We start from the raw sequence: 15,648 nt of genomic DNA, 5'->3' as shown, positions 1-15,648 counted from the left end.
CTCCCAGAATGCGGCCGCGATGGCCGTCTGGGATGCGGGAATGATGGGGGCGGACTATTCCCCCCGTTTTTCTGGCGGCGCTTTCAGGATGATTTCATGGGGGCGTGTTTCGACCGCGAGATCGAGCGCGGCGGCAAGCTTGCGCGCGAGCGCCGCGCTGTCCGCCAGATCGAAGCGGCCAGTGAGTTCGAGCGAGGCGAGCGCCGGATCGGCGAGCCGGATCGGGACCGTGTTCGCCCGGTTCGCGCGGTCGATCACCGCGCCGAGCGGGAGTTTGTCGGCGTCGATCAGCGTCGCCGCTACAGGCACTATCATCTCGGGCAGGCGCCGCGGACCGTCGCCGCGAACCTCGGCGCTTTCGCCGGGGGCGAGCCGGATCGCCTCGGACGCCCCGGCGAGGCGGACCTCGACGGCGCCCCGGATGAGCGTGATGCGCGGCGCCGCGGCGCGGGTGTCGACCTCGAAGATCGTGCCGAGCGCCCGTGTCTCGCTGTTGCCCGCGGCGACGATGAAGGGGCGTTTCGCGTCATGCGCGACATCGAAGCGCGCGCGGCCGCCATGGAGGACAAGACGGCGTTCGCGCTCCGAATAGCGCGGCTCGGCCCGGGCGCCGTCCATCAGCCTGACGGTGGTGCCGTCGGCAAGGCGGAGCTCGCCCGGCTGCAGCGGCCCGCTCGCGACCTGCGGCGTGTCGGTGCGGGGGCTGATGGTCGCGGCGAAGACGAGCGCGACGGCGACCACCGCCGCGGTAGCGAGCGCCCAGCGCGCAGCGCCCGCTCCGCGGCGCGCGGCTTCGCGCTCGCTGCGGCTGCGCGCACGCGGTGCGACGTGGCCGGTGAGCGTCCAGTCATCCTCATAGGCGGCATAGGCGGCGGCGTTGGCGGGGTCGCGCCGCCACGCCTCGAAGGCCGCGCGGCTCGAATCGGCTTCGGGCCCGTGCATCCGGGCGTACCAATGTCCCGCCTCGCTCTCGCGGCTCACCGGCGCCCCGAGCGCGCGCGGCGGATCGCGATCAATGCCTTCGCCATCTGCTTTTCCACGCCCTTTGCCGTCATGCCCATCTCCGCGCCGATTTCCTCATAGCTCAGTCCCTCGAACCTGTGCATCAGGAATATGTCGCGCGTCCTGGGTTTGAGCTTCGAAATGGCGCGTTCGACGCGGGCGAGCTCGTCGCGCATCTCGAGCCGCTCGTGCGGGCATTGGTCGGCGGTCTCGCGGTCGTCATATTCGACATGCGCGGCGGCGCGGCGGCGACCGTCGCGCCGCGCCCGCTCGGCGAGCAAATTGCGCGCGCTGTCGAACAGATAAGGTCTTGCCTCCTCTGCCGGGAGCGGGGCGGCGAAGCGGCCCGAGACGAAGCGGCGGAACAGCTCCTGCACGAGATCGCCGACGTCCTGGCTCGCGGCGCGGCGGCGGAAGAAGCGCGCAAGCTCGGGGCCATGCGCCGCATAGACGGCCTCGGTGCGCGCAGTGCGGCCATATCCGTGCCAGTCGTCGGGGGGCAGGGGATCGGCGGCGGCTATGCCGCGCCTGCCTTCGGTGTCGCTGTCGTCATAGTCCATCGCCGTGCGCCTGTGCCAATTCCCTTGGGGAGGGGCGGCGAGGCGCGAAAGCCGGGCGTTGAGAACAGGCTCGAGAAAACCCGCGCCGCAGCCTTTGGCCCGAGGGCTTGGACATGCGCTGACGGCCACCCGGCGGGATGGCAATGGAAAGATCGCTCTCGAACGGAGTTCTCACGCTCCGGCATCCGGCGCTTCGCTGCCCGATGCCGGACCAGCATAACCGGCTGTGCCGTAAGGGCAAGAGTCGGGCGAGCGACTGGTCGGAAATGGAGGGGGGTGGGGGCTATCTGGAGTTCCTCAAGTTCGACAGGTCCAACCAGGGCAGGTCGCGCTCTGCGAAGATCTGGCGACCGAGAAATGCAAACTTATCTGCCCTTGGCAGCCGGGCAATCTAAGGGCGGTCGGGTGCTGGACGGGCTGGCATGATATCTGATTTCGACACGCCGGTTGAGCGCGCGGCCTTCCGGATCATCCCGCCCATCCTGATGCCAGTTCGAGGCAACCGATCGCGCGCTTCCATAACCCCGCGTGACGATCTTTATGTCGCCGAGGCAGGCATGGGCGATCAGCCAGTCCCGCACTGCCGCAGCCCGGCGCTCGGACAGTTTCTGGTTCGCTGCGGCTGAACCTATCGCGTCCGTATGACCCGAAATCTCGATCGAGGTCGGTCCTTTTTGCCGCAAGAGCTTGCCGGTGCCGCCGAGAATCCGTTCCGCATCGGGCGTGAGGTCAGCCTTACCGAACGCGAACAGCGGATCGCTGGGAATCGTAATAGCTTCGGGTAAATTTGGGACGACATCGGAATCTGGGGCGAGTGCCGGCTTTTGCTGCTCGGCGGCGAGCATCCAGGCTGAAGTCACTGCGGATGTCGCGGTGAAGATCAGTGCGATATAACCGAGAAATAGGAGAGCTCCGGCGCCTAGTCGGGATGAGGGGGGCCAGATCATCCCGGCATTGCGTCCGTTGTTGCAAAAATATTCGCCGGCGCTGGTGGGGCCCGCTTCGGGCGTCGTCCTGGCGTTTGAGATTCTCTCCTTCGCAGCGGCGCTTTTCCAGAGCCCGCCGAGATAGAGGGTCGGATCGCTCGGACAGCGCAACGAAAGACTTGAGAGAAGCAGGAAATAGAGGAAGAGCGAAATCACGAAAGCGGCGAGAGTCCGGACGAGCATTTCCTCAACACTTCCGAAACTTGCTTTGGCGCCGAATTGATAGGTGAGGATCACAACGCCAACGGACAATATATGAGCGGCGCGCTGCAACAGGTCGATTTCCCGGACCGGCGGGAGAAACTTCGGGCGGCGCCCAAAAACGGCGAGATAGATGTTTGCGCCCGCAGTCATCGCCGCGCCGATGCCCATGACATAGGGATCGAAGAGTGTGTCGGCGGCCACTGACTACCAGCTTAGCGTCGTCTGGGTGCGATCGAACGACACCAGATGTCGGGTGCTATCCTTTTTGATGCTCCGTCCGGATGTGCCGCGGAAGAAATAGTGGCCGCTGTAGAGCTTGTCAGTTACCGGCGAGGTTCGAACGTGACCGAACCTGCTCCAGGTGATGGCAAATTCCGGCGTATGATCGAGCGTATAGTCCTTGAGCCCTGTATGGACAGTGAAGTCGATTGAACCGGTTGATGGGTTGTCCCGACGCGAGAACAGGGCTCTTGTGTTGCGATAGGCATCTGCAAGCATGGCGATAAAGCCGGTGCGGGCGGTTTCCTCATCGATCAGCTCGACGTCCGGAGCCTCTTCCGCGGCGTCTCTCGAAAAGGCCGGTTCGAAGGGAAAGCCGTGACGGCGGCCTTCCTCCAAGTTCATCGCGCTTAAGGTATAGGGATCGACGATGTTGATAACCGGATTGAAGCCGAGCCGCGTTTCGAGCCCGGTCAATGTTGGGACGCTATATGGTCCGCTGCTGTCTATAGTCGCGAGAATCTGACCGGCCTGGGTTGCGATTTGTTCGGTTCGCCGCTGCGGCAGACGCTTGAGTATCGATTCGCTGTTCCGATCGATCAACATGTCGATGGAATGGAGAAGGCCAAGGCCGGCCTCCAAATGATAGATCGTCGCGATTGGAGGCCCATGGTGCCCGTTTCGACGCGCCAGCGTCTCTCCGACATAGAGCGACCACCCCTTGTCCGGCTCCTCGGCCGCTTGTTCCTCCGACATAGATTCACCCCCGAAGTCAGAATTAAAGCGGGCGCGATGTCTGCGCAACCGTCGAACGGGCCAGCCGGTCTCGACTGACTTGGCGGTAAGGTCCGGTCCGCCGACAAGCGCAGGTATTATAGCGCGCGGCCCTTGATGGGCGCACACTGGCGGCGGCGGGCGCCGCCAGAGGTCGCGTGTCCTTACGGTTGGCCGCGCAGCGCTCTCGGCTCGCTTTCTTGGCGCGGCGGCGGCGAAGCACCGCTGCGCGCGCACGCCGCCGCGCCTGCGGCTCGCCAAGGGCGCGTTTTCTCTGGGCCCTTCGGGCCCGACGCCCTGCGCCGCGATCTGTCATATTCTCGTCACGCCGTAATCAAGCGGCGATGCAAAGGAGATGAATGATGCAGGAAGCGGTGGTCATGGAACGCGCCGAAGAGGCGACGCCGCGCTGGGCCGAATTGCTTGCGAGGCGCGCGGCGGCGAAGACGGCGCATGAAGAACATACCGAAACGGTGTTGAAGCCGATGATCGATGCGGTCGAGCGCACGGCTCCCTGCCCCGATCTCTGGTTCGACCTGGAGGCCAAAAGCGGCGAGGTCGCACGCTTTTTCTTCGATGCGAACCGCCTCGACGCTTGGGACAATCATGTGTCGCCGCGCTTTCGCGAAGCCGCCGCGTCGATCCGAACGGCCTGGCTCGACCATGCAGCAGCACGCGGAGCACATGATTGGGATGCGGTCGAAGCGAAAAATGAAGAGCTTTGCGCGGAGCAGGGCGATGCCGAGGTCGATCTTCTCATGGCTCCGGCGCCGGATGTCGCCGCCTTGCTCTGGAAGCTTCATTATCTATTCGGCGCCGATGTCTGCTGGCCGGGCGGACCCGGACCGGCGCTGAACGCAGAATGGGCGATTGCGCTCATGGCGGATGTCGAGGCGTTGCTGGGTGAGCCAGCGGTTCGTCCCTGACCTTCCGGTTGCGCGCCCGCGGTTCCGGCCCAGGCGCGTAACCTCCGGCACTCTACTGCGCGAAACCGCACAACGGGTTCGAAGCGGCGTCATCGGCGACCGATCCGCGTGCAAGCCCATTCACCCATAATCGGCCATTCCGACCCGGAACTCGCGTTGCGGCCAATGGACGCCGCGCGTCCGCGCGGCGGCGCTTTGGTGGCCGGCGCCTCGGACATCGGCGCGGGCGGCGCACGGGTTCTGGGACCGCCCGGCGCCCGCGCAAGCCGGCCTGCGTCCGGCTCCTCCGCTCCGCTGCGGCCCTTCGGGTGCGCGGGTCGCCTCGATCGGCGGTCCCTGATCCCGTGGTTTCGCCGCCCGCCCCGCTGTCCGGGGCCGGCTGCGGCGGATTTGGTCAGGAGGAGGCGCCCCCGTGTATCGATTATCGCAGACCCGGCTCGAGGCCGCCCCGCAGCAGGGCCGCGCGCGAGCGCGCGGCGCCGAGACGGCGGGAGGGGGACAATGACCCTCGTTCCCGACAACCTTATCGCCATATTGAAAGCCAATGGCGCGACGGGCCGCCGCCGTGCCGCGCAGGGAGACTTCGACCCGTGCCCGGTTGTCAAGCTCTTCAATCCGCTTGGGCCTGCGACATGGCTCGCGACCGAACTCGACGAGGATGGCGACACCTTGTTCGGTCTTGCCGACCTTGGTTTCGGCTGTCCCGAACTCGGCAGTTTCAGCCTCTCGGAAATCAGCGCGATCCGGCTCCCGTTCGGGATGCGGATCGAGCGCGACGAGCATTTCGAGGGGCGCGCCCCGCTTTCGGTCTGGGCCGACACGGCACGGCGCGCCGGAATGATTATCGCCGCCGAGACGATCCTGCGCCGCCGCGACAAGGACGCGACGCCGCCGCTTTCGCCGGGCGCGAATGACGAGCTTCCGCCGGACTAGGCGGCAAGGCGAGGCGGCGCGCCTTCGCCGCCATTCAAAGCCGGTCCCGTCCCCCCTTTGACGAAAGACGGGACCGGCGCTCACTTTGGAGCAGTCCCATGAAACTCGATTTTATTGAACTCGACAAGCTGTCGGTCGCCAAGTCCAATATGCGCGCCAAGGGGCGCGACCCCGATGTCGGCGATATATTGCCGAGCATCCGCAAGCGCGGCGTCCTCGTCCCGCTGCTGGTGCGCCCCAATTGTGCCGATGGCCATTTCGAAATCCTTGCAGGGCGTCGGCGCTTCACTGCCGTCAATAAAGTGGTTCGCGAAGGCGGCACGCCGCGCCCGCTGCCGTGCGCGATTCTCGACGATGGCGACGATGCCGACGCCATCGAGGCGTCGATGCTCGAAAATCTGGCGCGCGTCGCACCCGACGAGGTCAGCCAGTGGGAAGCCTTCGTCAAGCTCGCCAAATCGGGCCGCAGCGAAGCCGAAATCGCCGCCGACTTCGCGTTCGAGCCGCAGACGGTGAAGCGCATCCTCGCGCTCGGCAATCTCTTGCCGCGCATCCGCAGCCTCTACCGCGCGGGCGATATCGACCCCTCGACGGTCAAGCATCTGACCCTCGCGTCGAAAGCGCAGCAGAGTGCATGGCTAGCGCTGTTCGAGGACAAGGATGTATATTGTCCGACCGGAAGCCAGCTCAAGGACTGGCTGTTCGGCGGCGGCGCGATCAAGGCGGACCATGCGTTGTTCGATATCGAGGAATCGGGACTGGCGATTGTCGCCGACCTGTTCAGCGAGGACCGTCTCGTCCCCGACACCGATGCTTTCTGGGCGCTCCAGATGGCCGAGGTCGAGGCGCGCAAGGCCGCCTATCTGGAGGACGGCTGGAGCGATGTCATCATCCTCGAACGCGGCGCCCGCTTCATCACATGGCACCATAGCCATACCGCCAAGCGCAAGGGCGGGCGTGTCTATGTCGAGATACGTTCGACGGGCGAGATCGACTTTCACGAAGGCTATCTGACCGAAAAGGAAGCAGCGGCACGGGCGCGCGGCGAGGCGGGCGCGTCGGCCAAGGCGCCGCGCCCCGAGGTCACGAGCGCGATGAATAGCTACATCAATCTTCATCGCCATGCGGCGGTCCGCGCCGAACTCGCGAAACATGGCGGGGTCGCGCTTCGCGCGCTCGCGGCGCATGTCATCGCTGGCGCCGACCATTACCGCGTCGATCTCCAATCCTATGTCTGCGCCAAGGAAGAGGTGCAGGAAAGCGTCGAGACCTGCGCGAGCGAGGCGCACTTCGACGAACGGCGGCGCGCGGTGCTCGCGGTGCTCGGCTTCGACGCCGAGGATCTGACGGTTACGGGGCGCCATGGCGAGCGGCGGTTCGCGCCGATCTTCGCGCGATTGCTCGAACTCCCCGACCCCGTCGTCCTCGAAATCGTCGCCATCGTGATGGGCGAAACGCTCGAGGCGGGAAGCGAGGCGGTCGAGATGATCGGGCAGCATCTCGGCGTCGACCTTGCGACGGTCTGGCGCCCCGATGCGGCCTTCTGGAATCTCGTCCGCGACAAGGAGGTGCTCGGCCAGATCGTCGCCGAGGTCGCCGGACCCGAGGTCGCCGCCGCCAACGGGCAGGAAAAGGCCAAGGTCCTCAAGTCCATCGTCACCGACCATCTGGAGGGCACGGGCGGCCGCGCCAAGGTCGAGGGCTGGGTACCGAAGTGGATGGCGTTTCCGCCAGCGCCTTACACGGCGCGCGGCGGCGTCGCGAGCGTGGCGGCGAACGGTCGCTTGCTCCATATCCTGGCATCGGCGTCCGAAGCCGAGGCAGCGCGCGCGAATGCGGACCCCGACGAGGTTCGCGACGCGGAGGGCGATGTCGGCGAAGACGAGGGCGAGGGCGAGGGCGAGGGCATCGCGCCCGCGCAGGAAGATGCCGGAACGGCTGGCGAGGCGGACGCCGAACCTGCCGCCGATGCCGGCGAATTGCCGCCGTGGGAAGATAGCGGGGCGCCGTCGCTCGCAGCCTGACCGGTGCACGGCGGGGGCGGGCGTCCTGGCGCCGCTCGCCCCCCGTCAGCGCATCCTTGATGCCGCGCTGGATGACCTTTGACCCGGCGCGCCGCCCCTCGCGGGGCGGCGCGGAGAGGGTGGAAAAGGCGCGCGCCCGGACCATCGCTGGTCCGGGCACGCGCCTTTGCGTGGTTCGGGAAGGCCGCACGGCAGGCCTTCGGCGCCGTGCGATATCTTGTTGCGCCTGCTCGCTGGCGGGCGCCCGGCTCCGGGCGAATGCGGCCGCTAGCCGAGCAGGCGGCGCAGGAAATGGATGCGGAAAAGGTCGAGCAGCGCCTCCGCGCCGGTGTCGTCGCTCGCGCGCGCGGTCACCTCGAGACCGCCGTCCGGCGACAGCTCATATTCGAACGGATGGAGTCCGCCGAGACGCAGCGCGGCGGGATCGAGCCCGTCGCGGCGCAGCGCCGCGAGCGCCTCCTCGTCGAGCGCCAGCGCGATCCAGATGCCCGCGCTGCGCGCGGCGATCATCGATATATCGCGGCTTTCGGTAGCGATAGAGAGACGGGCCTGTCCGTCCATTGGGTCCCCTGTCGGGCTCGTTCGAACCCTTATGATGCCGGAATTTGTCAGCGCCGGTTCGACGAATCCGCTGCTTGCGAGGACGATCCTCTGCATCGAAATCGCGCGCTTGGCCATCTCCTTTCGAGGATGCCGTCACACCTCGCCGCATCGCCGGTTCGTCTCTTTTGGGCATGCCGCAGGACCATCCCGGAGCCGGTCGTGGCGTCTGGAACGGGGCGGCGGCGGCGCAACGGGCGCGCGCACCCTTTTTTCCCCGCCGGCTTCGCCGGCTCCTCGCGGGTCCCGCGCGTTCCGCGCGCAAAAAAGGCCGTGCGCGACCGTCCTCCGCTCACGCTCCGGCCCTTCGGGTGCGCCGTCGCCGGATACCCCGTCCCTTGTGTCCGCCACGCTCCGGGAATGGTCCCGGCGGCGTTCATCCAAGGAGACGAACGATGGCTGCCATCGGCTTTGTGAACGGCAACATGACCGAAGGATATCGCGGTCAACTCAAGACGCTTTCGATCCGCGCGGACGTCGATATCCGCCCGAACCGGAGTAAGGCGGGCGACGCCCAGCCCGATTTCCGGGTCTTTTCGGACAATGTCGAAATCGGTGCCGCCTGGATCCGCACCGGCCAGGTGTCGGGCGAGCCCTATGTCTCGCTGAGCCTCGCCGCCCCCGAATTCGGGCCGCGCCGGCTCTATGCGAACCTCGGGCGCGCGGCGGGCCAGGACGATGACGACACCTATGCGCTCATCTGGAATCCCGCCGACTGATCGCATCCCCCACCTCGCCCTCGCGCCCGCCGGGCGCGGGGGCTCTTTTTGTTTGCCCTAATTTTTCGAGCCTCCCCGCGCGGCGGCGCCCGGCGCATCGCGGAGGTGCGCCGCCGCATCGGGCCGCGGCAGACCCCGACGATATGGAGACATGGCAAAATGGCAGACCAGTCCGATGAGATTGCCCGCGCGCGCGCCGCGCGCCACGGCACCCCCTTCCTCAATACCGAGCAGGCTGCGGCTTATCTCGGGCTCGGACCGCGCAAGCTTCAATATATGCGCGCGGCGGGCGAAGGCCCGCCCCATCGCCGACACGGCCGCTATGTCCGCTATCATGTCGACGATCTGATCGCATGGTCGCGCTCGACCTCGCCGGGCAGCGGCGCAAGCGGCGTCGCGGGCGGCGAGGATCGTAGCGACGGCGCATCGGCGGCGGTCGCGGGCGCGGCGCGAGGCGATCATGGCGCGGCTTGAACGTGGCGAGCCAAAGGCGCTTCCGCTCTTCGACTGGTTGGCGAAACGCCGCGCCGACAGCGCGCGCCGGGCGTGGTTCTGGCGCCGCGTCCGCTTCGCTGCGACCGGCGGCTTCGTGGGACTTTTGCTCGGATCGGCGGCGCTGCCGCCTACCCCCTTACTCGTCTGGAACGCGAGCGCGAGCGCGCCGAGGGGGCTCTATTTCGTGTCGCCCGGCGCGCCGATCGGTGCGGGCGACATGGTGATCGCGCGAACCCCGGCGCCGTGGCGCATGCTCGCCGCGCGGCGCCATTATCTTCCCGCCAATGTGCCGCTCGTGAAGCGCGCCGTCGCTGCTGAAGGCGACATCGTCTGCGCGCATGGCGAGCACGTCTCGATCAACGCGGTGCCCGCGGTGACACGGCGCGTGCGCGATGGCGCGGGCCGGACCCTGCCCTGGTGGGAGGGCTGCCGCGCGCTGCGTCAGGGCGAGCTCTTCCTCCTCATGGCGGACGCGCGGCACTCGTTCGACGGGCGCTATTTCGGGGTCACCGGACCCGGCGACATTATCGGAAAGGCGCGGCTGATATGGGCGCGCTGAAGTCGCTTTGCGCGGCGCTCGCGCTGCTCGCGCTCGGCATTCCGGGCAGTGCGGGCGCACGCGAGGTCGAGACATGGCGCCCGCTCGCGAGCGCGGCGGCGGCGCGTTTCGGGCTTCCCGAAGCATGGGTGCTCGCGGTGATCGAGGCCGAGAGCGGCGGGCGCACCGAGATCGGCGGCAGGCCGACGACGAGCCATGCGGGCGCGATGGGGCTGATGCAGATCATGCCGCGGACCTGGGCCTCGCTTCGCGCGGCCTATCGGCTCGGGAGCAACCCGCACGACCCCGCCGACAATATCGTCGCGGGAACCGCCTATCTTCGCGCCATGTATGACCGCTTCGGTTACCCGGGGCTGTTCGCCGCCTATAATGCCGGCCCCGGACGCTATGGCGACTATGTCGCGCGCGGGCGTCCGCTGCCGCGCGAGACGCGCGATTATGTCGCCCGGATTCTCGGGCGCGATGGCGTTTTTGTTCGGTCGCGGGCCATGGCGTTGCCCGATCCGGGAGTGGTGCCGGGCGCACCGATCGCGCCCGTCGCGACGGTCGAGCAGGGTGCTTCGCTCCTGTTCGCGCGGTCGGCAGATTCGTCGCGCGATGCTGCATCGAACGATGCCGCTCCGCTGGACATAAATGCTGCTCCCGGCGGTGCGGCGCTCCCGCCCACGCAGCCTGCCGATCCGATCTTTCTCCTGCGCCGCGATGTCCCGGCGCGGCGTGAGTAGGCGGCGATGCGGCTGGCCGAAAGGGTGGGAGGGCTCGTCTCGGCAAGGCCGATTATGACGGGCGCCGACGCGGCTGTGCAAGGCCGGCGGCCCCTCCAATTTGCTTCGCAAATCGGTTCCTCCGCCGCCGCTTCGCGGCGCCCGGGCTTCGCCCGTGCGGCCCTGACAGCCGCGCCGGCGCCCGCCCGTGAAGGACTGTCCTCGACTAAGGAGGACGGTTCAACGCGGAGGCAATCATGGCATTTTCAGCGCAGTCTTCACAGGCGAACGGCGTCTACGAACGGCTCGTTGCCGGGCTCGAGATCGAGTTCGGCAGCGGCGCCGCCGCAGCGCTTGCGGAGCGCTTCATCGACGCCGAAGGCGCCGATTTTCACTGGGAGGCGCGCGTGCAGGAGCGGTGTCTCGGGGCTTATGAAAGCCTCGAGGAAGAAGCGGAATTGCTCGAGCGCGTCGCGGTGCTCGGGTGGCTTGGCGACCGCTGGTTCGTGGCGGTGCTCATCATCGATGACCGGCACGAAGCGCAGGCGATGCTCGGGCTTCGGCGTTTCGAGGAACGGCGCGATGCCGAAGGCGCTTTTGCATCGGTCCATTGAGCAAATTGCATTTTCGCAAAGGAGCGGTGCCTCGCGGGCGCTGCTCCTTTTGGCGTGCTCGGAGGGCGCTGCGGAATCGGCGCGGCGGGCGCCGGCGGAAGCTATGTGGCGGCGGCCGATGGAAGGTGTGCGGTCGGGGAATTCGAGGCGGAGGGAGGCGCCGGGAAGGGGGCGGGGAGAAGGCAAGATAAAGGGACAGCCTCGCAGGCGAGGCTATCTTATTGTCTGCACATCCTTTTTTGCGAGACTGCTTCGCGCCCTGCGAGATCGGCGCGGCGAAACCCATGCAATTGCGCGGGTTTGCGCGAGACTCGGCGGAATATCGCGATGAGCGGCGACGACGAGGATTTCGAGCCGCGGCTCGGCCGGATGCGCGCGACCAGGAGCAGGAAAGCGCGCAAATATCTCGGGCGGCTGCTTGCCGCGGCAACGCTGGTCGGGAGGAAATCGCGAAGCCAGGCCGCGCGCTTCGATGGCAGCCGGATCGGCCGCGGCGCACCCGTCGGCCGGCTGCTCGCGAGCCGCGGTTCGCGCTCGCGCCAGAGGCAGCGCCGCGTCGTCATCAAGACGCGCCTCGCGCGGCTCGCGGGAAAGGGGCACGCAGCGGCGGCGGCTCACCTCAAATATATCCAGCGCGACGGCGTCACCCGCGAGGGCCATCCGGGCGAGCTTTACGACGCGCGCGCCGATGTCGCCGACGGCCAATCCTTCCTCGAACGCAGCGCGGGCGACCGGCACCAGTTCCGCTTCATCGTCTCGGCCGAAGAGGGCGATCTCTACGCCGACCTCAAGCCGTTCGTGCGGCGGCTGATGGCGCAGATGGAAGAGGATCTCGGGACCAGGCTCGACTGGGTGGCGGTCGACCATTTCAACACCCGTCATCCGCACAGCCATATCATGCTGCGCGGCGTCGACGAGTCCGGCCAGAATCTCGTAATCGCCCGCGAATATATCGCTCGCGGACTGCGCGAGCGCGCGAGCGAGCTCGTGACGCTCGATTTGGGGCCGAAGACGCAGCTCGAAATCGAGGCCCGGATGCGGCACGACATCGGCGCCGACCGGCTCATCGAGATCGACCGGCAGCTGCTCCGCGAACAGGGCGCGTCGCCGCTCATACTCGCGGCCGATCGCGACCCTTTCATGCAGTCGGTTCGCGCGGGGCGGCTCCAGACGCTCGGCCGCATGGGTCTTGCGCACGAAATCGCGCCCGGTCAGTGGCGGCTCGCGAAGGATATGGAGGCCGCGCTGAAACGCATGGGCGAGCGCGGCGATATCATCGCCGCGATGAACCATGGACTCGCTGCGCGCGGACGGGCGCACGCGCCCGCCGACCACGCGGTCCATGACAACGCGATGCCGCTCGACCGCCCGCTCGTCGGGCGCGTTGCGATGCGCGGGCTCGCCGACGAGCTTGCCGACCGCCATTATCTGATCGTCGACGGGGTCGACGGGCGCACCCATTATGTCGGCATCGGCAAGGGCGTTGCGGTCGAACCGCTCGTCGAGGGCGCGATCGTGCGGATCGTCCCGGCGGCGGCCGGTGCGCGCGAGGTTGACCGGACCGTCGCGGCGGTCGCCGCTGCCAATGATGGTCGCTACGATATTCGGGCGCATCTCCGCTACGATCCTGCCGCGAGCCCGGCTTTCGCCGAAACGCATGTCCGGCGGCTCGAGGCGATGCGGCGGCGCGGTGCAATTGCCGGGCGCGATGCCGACGGAAGCTGGGCGATCGCGCCCGATCATGTTGCGCGCGCCGCCGCCTATGAACGCGATGCTGTGCGCGACCGGCCCGTCGCCGTCGAAATCCTGTCGGCGGTGCCGCTCGAAAGGCTCCCGCGCGCGGGCGCCGTGACCTGGCTCGACCGCGAGATGCTTGCCGCGACGCCCGAGCCGTTGCGCGCGAAAGGATTTGGCGGCGAGGTGCGCGCGGCGCAGCAGCTTCGCCGGCATTGGCTTATCGAGCAGGAGTTTGCCGATCCGGACGGCGAGGGGATCGCCTATCGTCCGGGCGCCCTGGCCGCGCTGCAGCGCCGCGAGCTGTCGCGGCTCGCGCGGCGCCTGTCGAACGAACTCGGCAGCGAATTTTCCGAAACCGGGAAGGGTGACTGGATCGAGGGCCGGGTGACGCGTCGGATCGATGGCGAGGGCGGACGTTATGCGCTCGTCGAGAAAGCGAAACAGTTCACTCTCGTGCCCTGGAAGCCCGTGCTCGATCGCCACATCGGGAAAGAGGTCGCCGGACTGATGCGCGAAAGCGGGGTGAACTGGACGATCGGGCGCGGCCGCAGCGGTCCCGAGATAAGCTGATCCGCGATCGGGCCGTTGCGTTGCGGATCGTCGTTACCCTAAGATCGCCGCGTCGATCTTCCGGAGCGTCGGGAAATAGGTGGCTAGGTACAACTTCCTCTCGATTTGAGAGCAGATGGCCTTGTCAGGGCTTTCAATGTCGGCCAGATTCTCTCTGAAATGAAAATGGAAATCGACCACCTCCCCGCCAAGCAGCAGGGCGAACTCGAACGCATCAAGCGGGTGCTGATGGAGGAGTTTGCGCGTTCGATCGAGCGCTCGACCAAGGAGGGCAAGCGCAACGGCAAGATACTGAAGATCATCCTGTTCGGCAGCTATGCGCGCAGCGACTGGGTCGATGAGCCCGAGAATGGCTACCAGTCCGATTTCGACATCCTGATCATCGTCAGCCACGCCGACCTGACCGACATCGCCGATCACTGGTATTTGGCCGAAGACAAGATCCTTCGCGATCCCGAAGTCGGGCGCACCCTCAACATCATCGTGCACACGCTCGACGAGGTGAACCGGGCGCTCAGCCGCGGCGAATATTTCTGGGTCGATATCCTGCGCGACGGCATCCTGCTCTACGACCTGCCCAATCATGCGTTGGCGGCGCCGAAGCCGCTGACCGTGGCTGATGCTTATGAGATGGCAGCAGGGTATTTCGAGGAGGGGCTCCCTTCGGTTGATCGCGCACTAGAGATGGTGGCGTTTCAATTTTCAAAGGACTTGCATAATGTCGGATGGAGGAAAGATGCCGCCTTCACACTCCATCAGACTGTCGAACGGGCTTATGCCTGCTATCTGCTAACCAACACGCTGTACTTTCCCCGCTCTCACAACATCAAATTCTTACGCTCGCTGGCAGAGGACAGGGAGGCACGTCTGGTCGAGGCCTGGCCGCGCGACAGCAAGCTCGATCGACGCCGGTTCGAATTATTGAAGAGGGCATACGTTGAGGCGCGCTATTCGCCCAGCTATGATATTAGCGCCGACGATCTGGCAGCGCTCGCCGCATCGGCGACCAATCTGCGCAACATCATCGAACGGCTCTGCCGGGAAGGTCTGGACCAGCTACGATCGGATGCCGGCCTCTAGCCCACCCTTCTATTGGCGTGGCGTATAGGCCTTGCGGTCACCAAAGAACCGTTTCCGACGTTCCTTGGCTTCAGCGGTCTGAACCGCAATGTCGGCATTGTCGCATTCGGGCCCGCGGACCGATCCGTCGCGGCATCCTTCAACGAGCTGTCGCGCCTCATCGATATGGGCTTCGAAATATTGCGTGCTGCGCGGTTCGGACGGACTGCATCCGGAGATCGCGGTGACGGCGAGTATCGCGCCGACAAGATGGACTTTCATCACACTCTCCCGTGGCTCGCGGGCAATCTATCGCACCGACTTCGAACGACAATCTGAAATCGTGAGATACTCTCAGATCGAGAACAGTTGTTGGCACGCCCGCCTCGCTGAATCGGAAAACCCGTGATATGAAGGCGCCGCCGGGTGGCCGTCGCATATGTTCAGGCTTTCGCCAAAAGTGGCGGCGCAAGTGCTCGAACTTGTTCTCAACACCCGGCAACTTCGATTACCGCGAAGTTGCCGCCTGCTTCATACCGTTTCCCGTCGTGACGACTGAATTCCGCCTAAAGCAGACATAGGCTTTCCCTGCTATTTGGAAATTGGTTCGGCATCGCTCGACTGTTTGAGGATGAGACCAGGATAACGGCATTATTGTCCCAAGCTTTTTTATGGATTCCGATGCCCATATACGCCGGAAGTATATGCGGTGCTGGCGTGTAAGTTGTCGGCTGGCAGGACAGCTTTTCCATGAGACCGCTATACACGCTGGCGACCCGGCTACCCGGATTCCTGATCTGCTCTAAATCGCCGTGGACTGCCGGTGTAGGCCTAGTTGATGCGTGGGTTCAAAGGTTAAGCGAACCGCTACAGCCCGCAGACTCTCCTAAAGGGTTTCGCGGAGAACAAGATTGTCGATCCGCAGGCATTCGACGTTCGGGTGTATCCAAAAAGGACGCTATT

General features: G+C 66.2%; 16 protein-coding genes. 10 read left to right on the top strand and 6 right to left on the bottom strand.

Features of this window, described 5'->3' with window-relative positions; translation table 11 throughout:
• Nucleotides 1-54 precede the first annotated feature (54 nt).
• From AC58D2_RS13785 to AC58D2_RS13770, 4 genes are all read right to left on the bottom strand, one after another.
• Nucleotides 55-981, bottom strand: coding sequence for a FecR family protein (locus AC58D2_RS13785; protein ID WP_497391269.1), 927 nt, complete (start codon nt 979-981; stop codon nt 55-57).
• Nucleotides 978-1,562 (bottom strand): RNA polymerase sigma factor, encoded by a 585-nt coding sequence (locus AC58D2_RS13780; protein ID WP_497391267.1) that lies wholly within the window; start codon nt 1,560-1,562, stop codon nt 978-980. The genes AC58D2_RS13785 and AC58D2_RS13780 overlap by 4 nt, the downstream gene beginning before the upstream one ends.
• 365 nt (nt 1,563-1,927) lie before the next feature.
• Nucleotides 1,928-2,953: an OmpA family protein gene (locus AC58D2_RS13775; RefSeq protein WP_497391265.1), complete on the bottom strand. Its 1,026-nt coding sequence runs from the start codon at nt 2,951-2,953 to the stop codon at nt 1,928-1,930.
• A gap of 3 nt (nt 2,954-2,956) precedes the next feature.
• Nucleotides 2,957-3,727 (bottom strand): hypothetical protein, encoded by a 771-nt coding sequence (locus AC58D2_RS13770; protein ID WP_497391263.1) that lies wholly within the window; start codon nt 3,725-3,727, stop codon nt 2,957-2,959.
• 377 nt (nt 3,728-4,104) lie between these two features.
• On the opposite strand from AC58D2_RS13770, the gene AC58D2_RS13765 reads away from it, so the two are divergent.
• The 3 genes from AC58D2_RS13765 to AC58D2_RS13755 all read left to right on the top strand — a co-directional run bounded on the left by AC58D2_RS13765 (nt 4,105) and on the right by AC58D2_RS13755 (nt 7,628).
• Nucleotides 4,105-4,671, top strand: a complete 567-nt coding sequence (locus tag AC58D2_RS13765) for a hypothetical protein (RefSeq protein WP_497391261.1) — start codon at nt 4,105-4,107, stop codon at nt 4,669-4,671.
• Between the two features lie 501 nt (nt 4,672-5,172).
• Nucleotides 5,173-5,604, top strand: coding sequence for a DUF2958 domain-containing protein (locus tag AC58D2_RS13760; protein WP_497391259.1), 432 nt, complete (start codon nt 5,173-5,175; stop codon nt 5,602-5,604).
• A gap of 98 nt (nt 5,605-5,702) precedes the next feature.
• On the top strand, nt 5,703-7,628 hold the full coding sequence (locus AC58D2_RS13755; RefSeq protein ID WP_497391257.1) for a ParB/RepB/Spo0J family partition protein: 1,926 nt from the start codon (nt 5,703-5,705) through the stop codon (nt 7,626-7,628).
• A gap of 267 nt (nt 7,629-7,895) precedes the next feature.
• Here the strand turns inward: AC58D2_RS13755 and AC58D2_RS13750 are convergent, their stop codons facing one another.
• Nucleotides 7,896-8,189: a hypothetical protein gene (locus AC58D2_RS13750; protein ID WP_497391255.1), complete on the bottom strand. Its 294-nt coding sequence runs from the start codon at nt 8,187-8,189 to the stop codon at nt 7,896-7,898.
• A 434-nt stretch (nt 8,190-8,623) separates the two neighbouring features.
• On the opposite strand from AC58D2_RS13750, the gene AC58D2_RS13745 reads away from it, so the two are divergent.
• The 7 genes from AC58D2_RS13745 to AC58D2_RS13715 all read left to right on the top strand — a co-directional run bounded on the left by AC58D2_RS13745 (nt 8,624) and on the right by AC58D2_RS13715 (nt 14,706).
• Complete coding sequence (locus tag AC58D2_RS13745; protein WP_497391253.1) at nt 8,624-8,947, top strand: DUF736 domain-containing protein; 324 nt, start codon at nt 8,624-8,626, stop codon at nt 8,945-8,947.
• A 159-nt stretch (nt 8,948-9,106) separates the two neighbouring features.
• On the top strand, nt 9,107-9,421 hold the full coding sequence (locus tag AC58D2_RS13740; protein ID WP_497391251.1) for a helix-turn-helix domain-containing protein: 315 nt from the start codon (nt 9,107-9,109) through the stop codon (nt 9,419-9,421).
• Nucleotides 9,408-10,001, top strand: a complete 594-nt coding sequence (locus AC58D2_RS13735; protein ID WP_497391249.1) for a S26 family signal peptidase — start codon at nt 9,408-9,410, stop codon at nt 9,999-10,001. Before AC58D2_RS13740 ends, AC58D2_RS13735 begins: the two co-directional genes overlap by 14 nt.
• Entirely contained in the window at nt 9,989-10,726 is a 738-nt protein-coding gene (locus AC58D2_RS13730; protein WP_497391247.1) for a lytic transglycosylase domain-containing protein, read from the top strand. The genes AC58D2_RS13735 and AC58D2_RS13730 overlap by 13 nt, the downstream gene beginning before the upstream one ends.
• 236 nt (nt 10,727-10,962) lie before the next feature.
• Nucleotides 10,963-11,319: a hypothetical protein gene (locus tag AC58D2_RS13725; RefSeq protein WP_497391245.1), complete on the top strand. Its 357-nt coding sequence runs from the start codon at nt 10,963-10,965 to the stop codon at nt 11,317-11,319.
• 327 nt (nt 11,320-11,646) lie between these two features.
• Nucleotides 11,647-13,626: a relaxase/mobilization nuclease RlxS gene (rlxS, locus tag AC58D2_RS13720; RefSeq protein ID WP_497391243.1), complete on the top strand. Its 1,980-nt coding sequence runs from the start codon at nt 11,647-11,649 to the stop codon at nt 13,624-13,626.
• 165 nt (nt 13,627-13,791) lie between these two features.
• The gene (locus tag AC58D2_RS13715; RefSeq protein ID WP_497391241.1) at nt 13,792-14,706 is read left to right on the top strand and encodes a HEPN domain-containing protein; all 915 of its coding nucleotides are present in this window, start codon (nt 13,792-13,794) and stop codon (nt 14,704-14,706) included.
• Nucleotides 14,707-14,715: 9 nt separating this feature from the next.
• Here the strand turns inward: AC58D2_RS13715 and AC58D2_RS13710 are convergent, their stop codons facing one another.
• Nucleotides 14,716-14,967, bottom strand: coding sequence for an EexN family lipoprotein (locus tag AC58D2_RS13710; protein ID WP_497391239.1), 252 nt, complete (start codon nt 14,965-14,967; stop codon nt 14,716-14,718).
• Between the last annotated feature and the right edge of the window lie 681 nt (nt 14,968-15,648).

It is taken from the genome of Sphingopyxis sp. CR5 (genome assembly GCF_059693785.1).
This window is presented reverse-complemented; position numbering and strand designations above follow the sequence as displayed.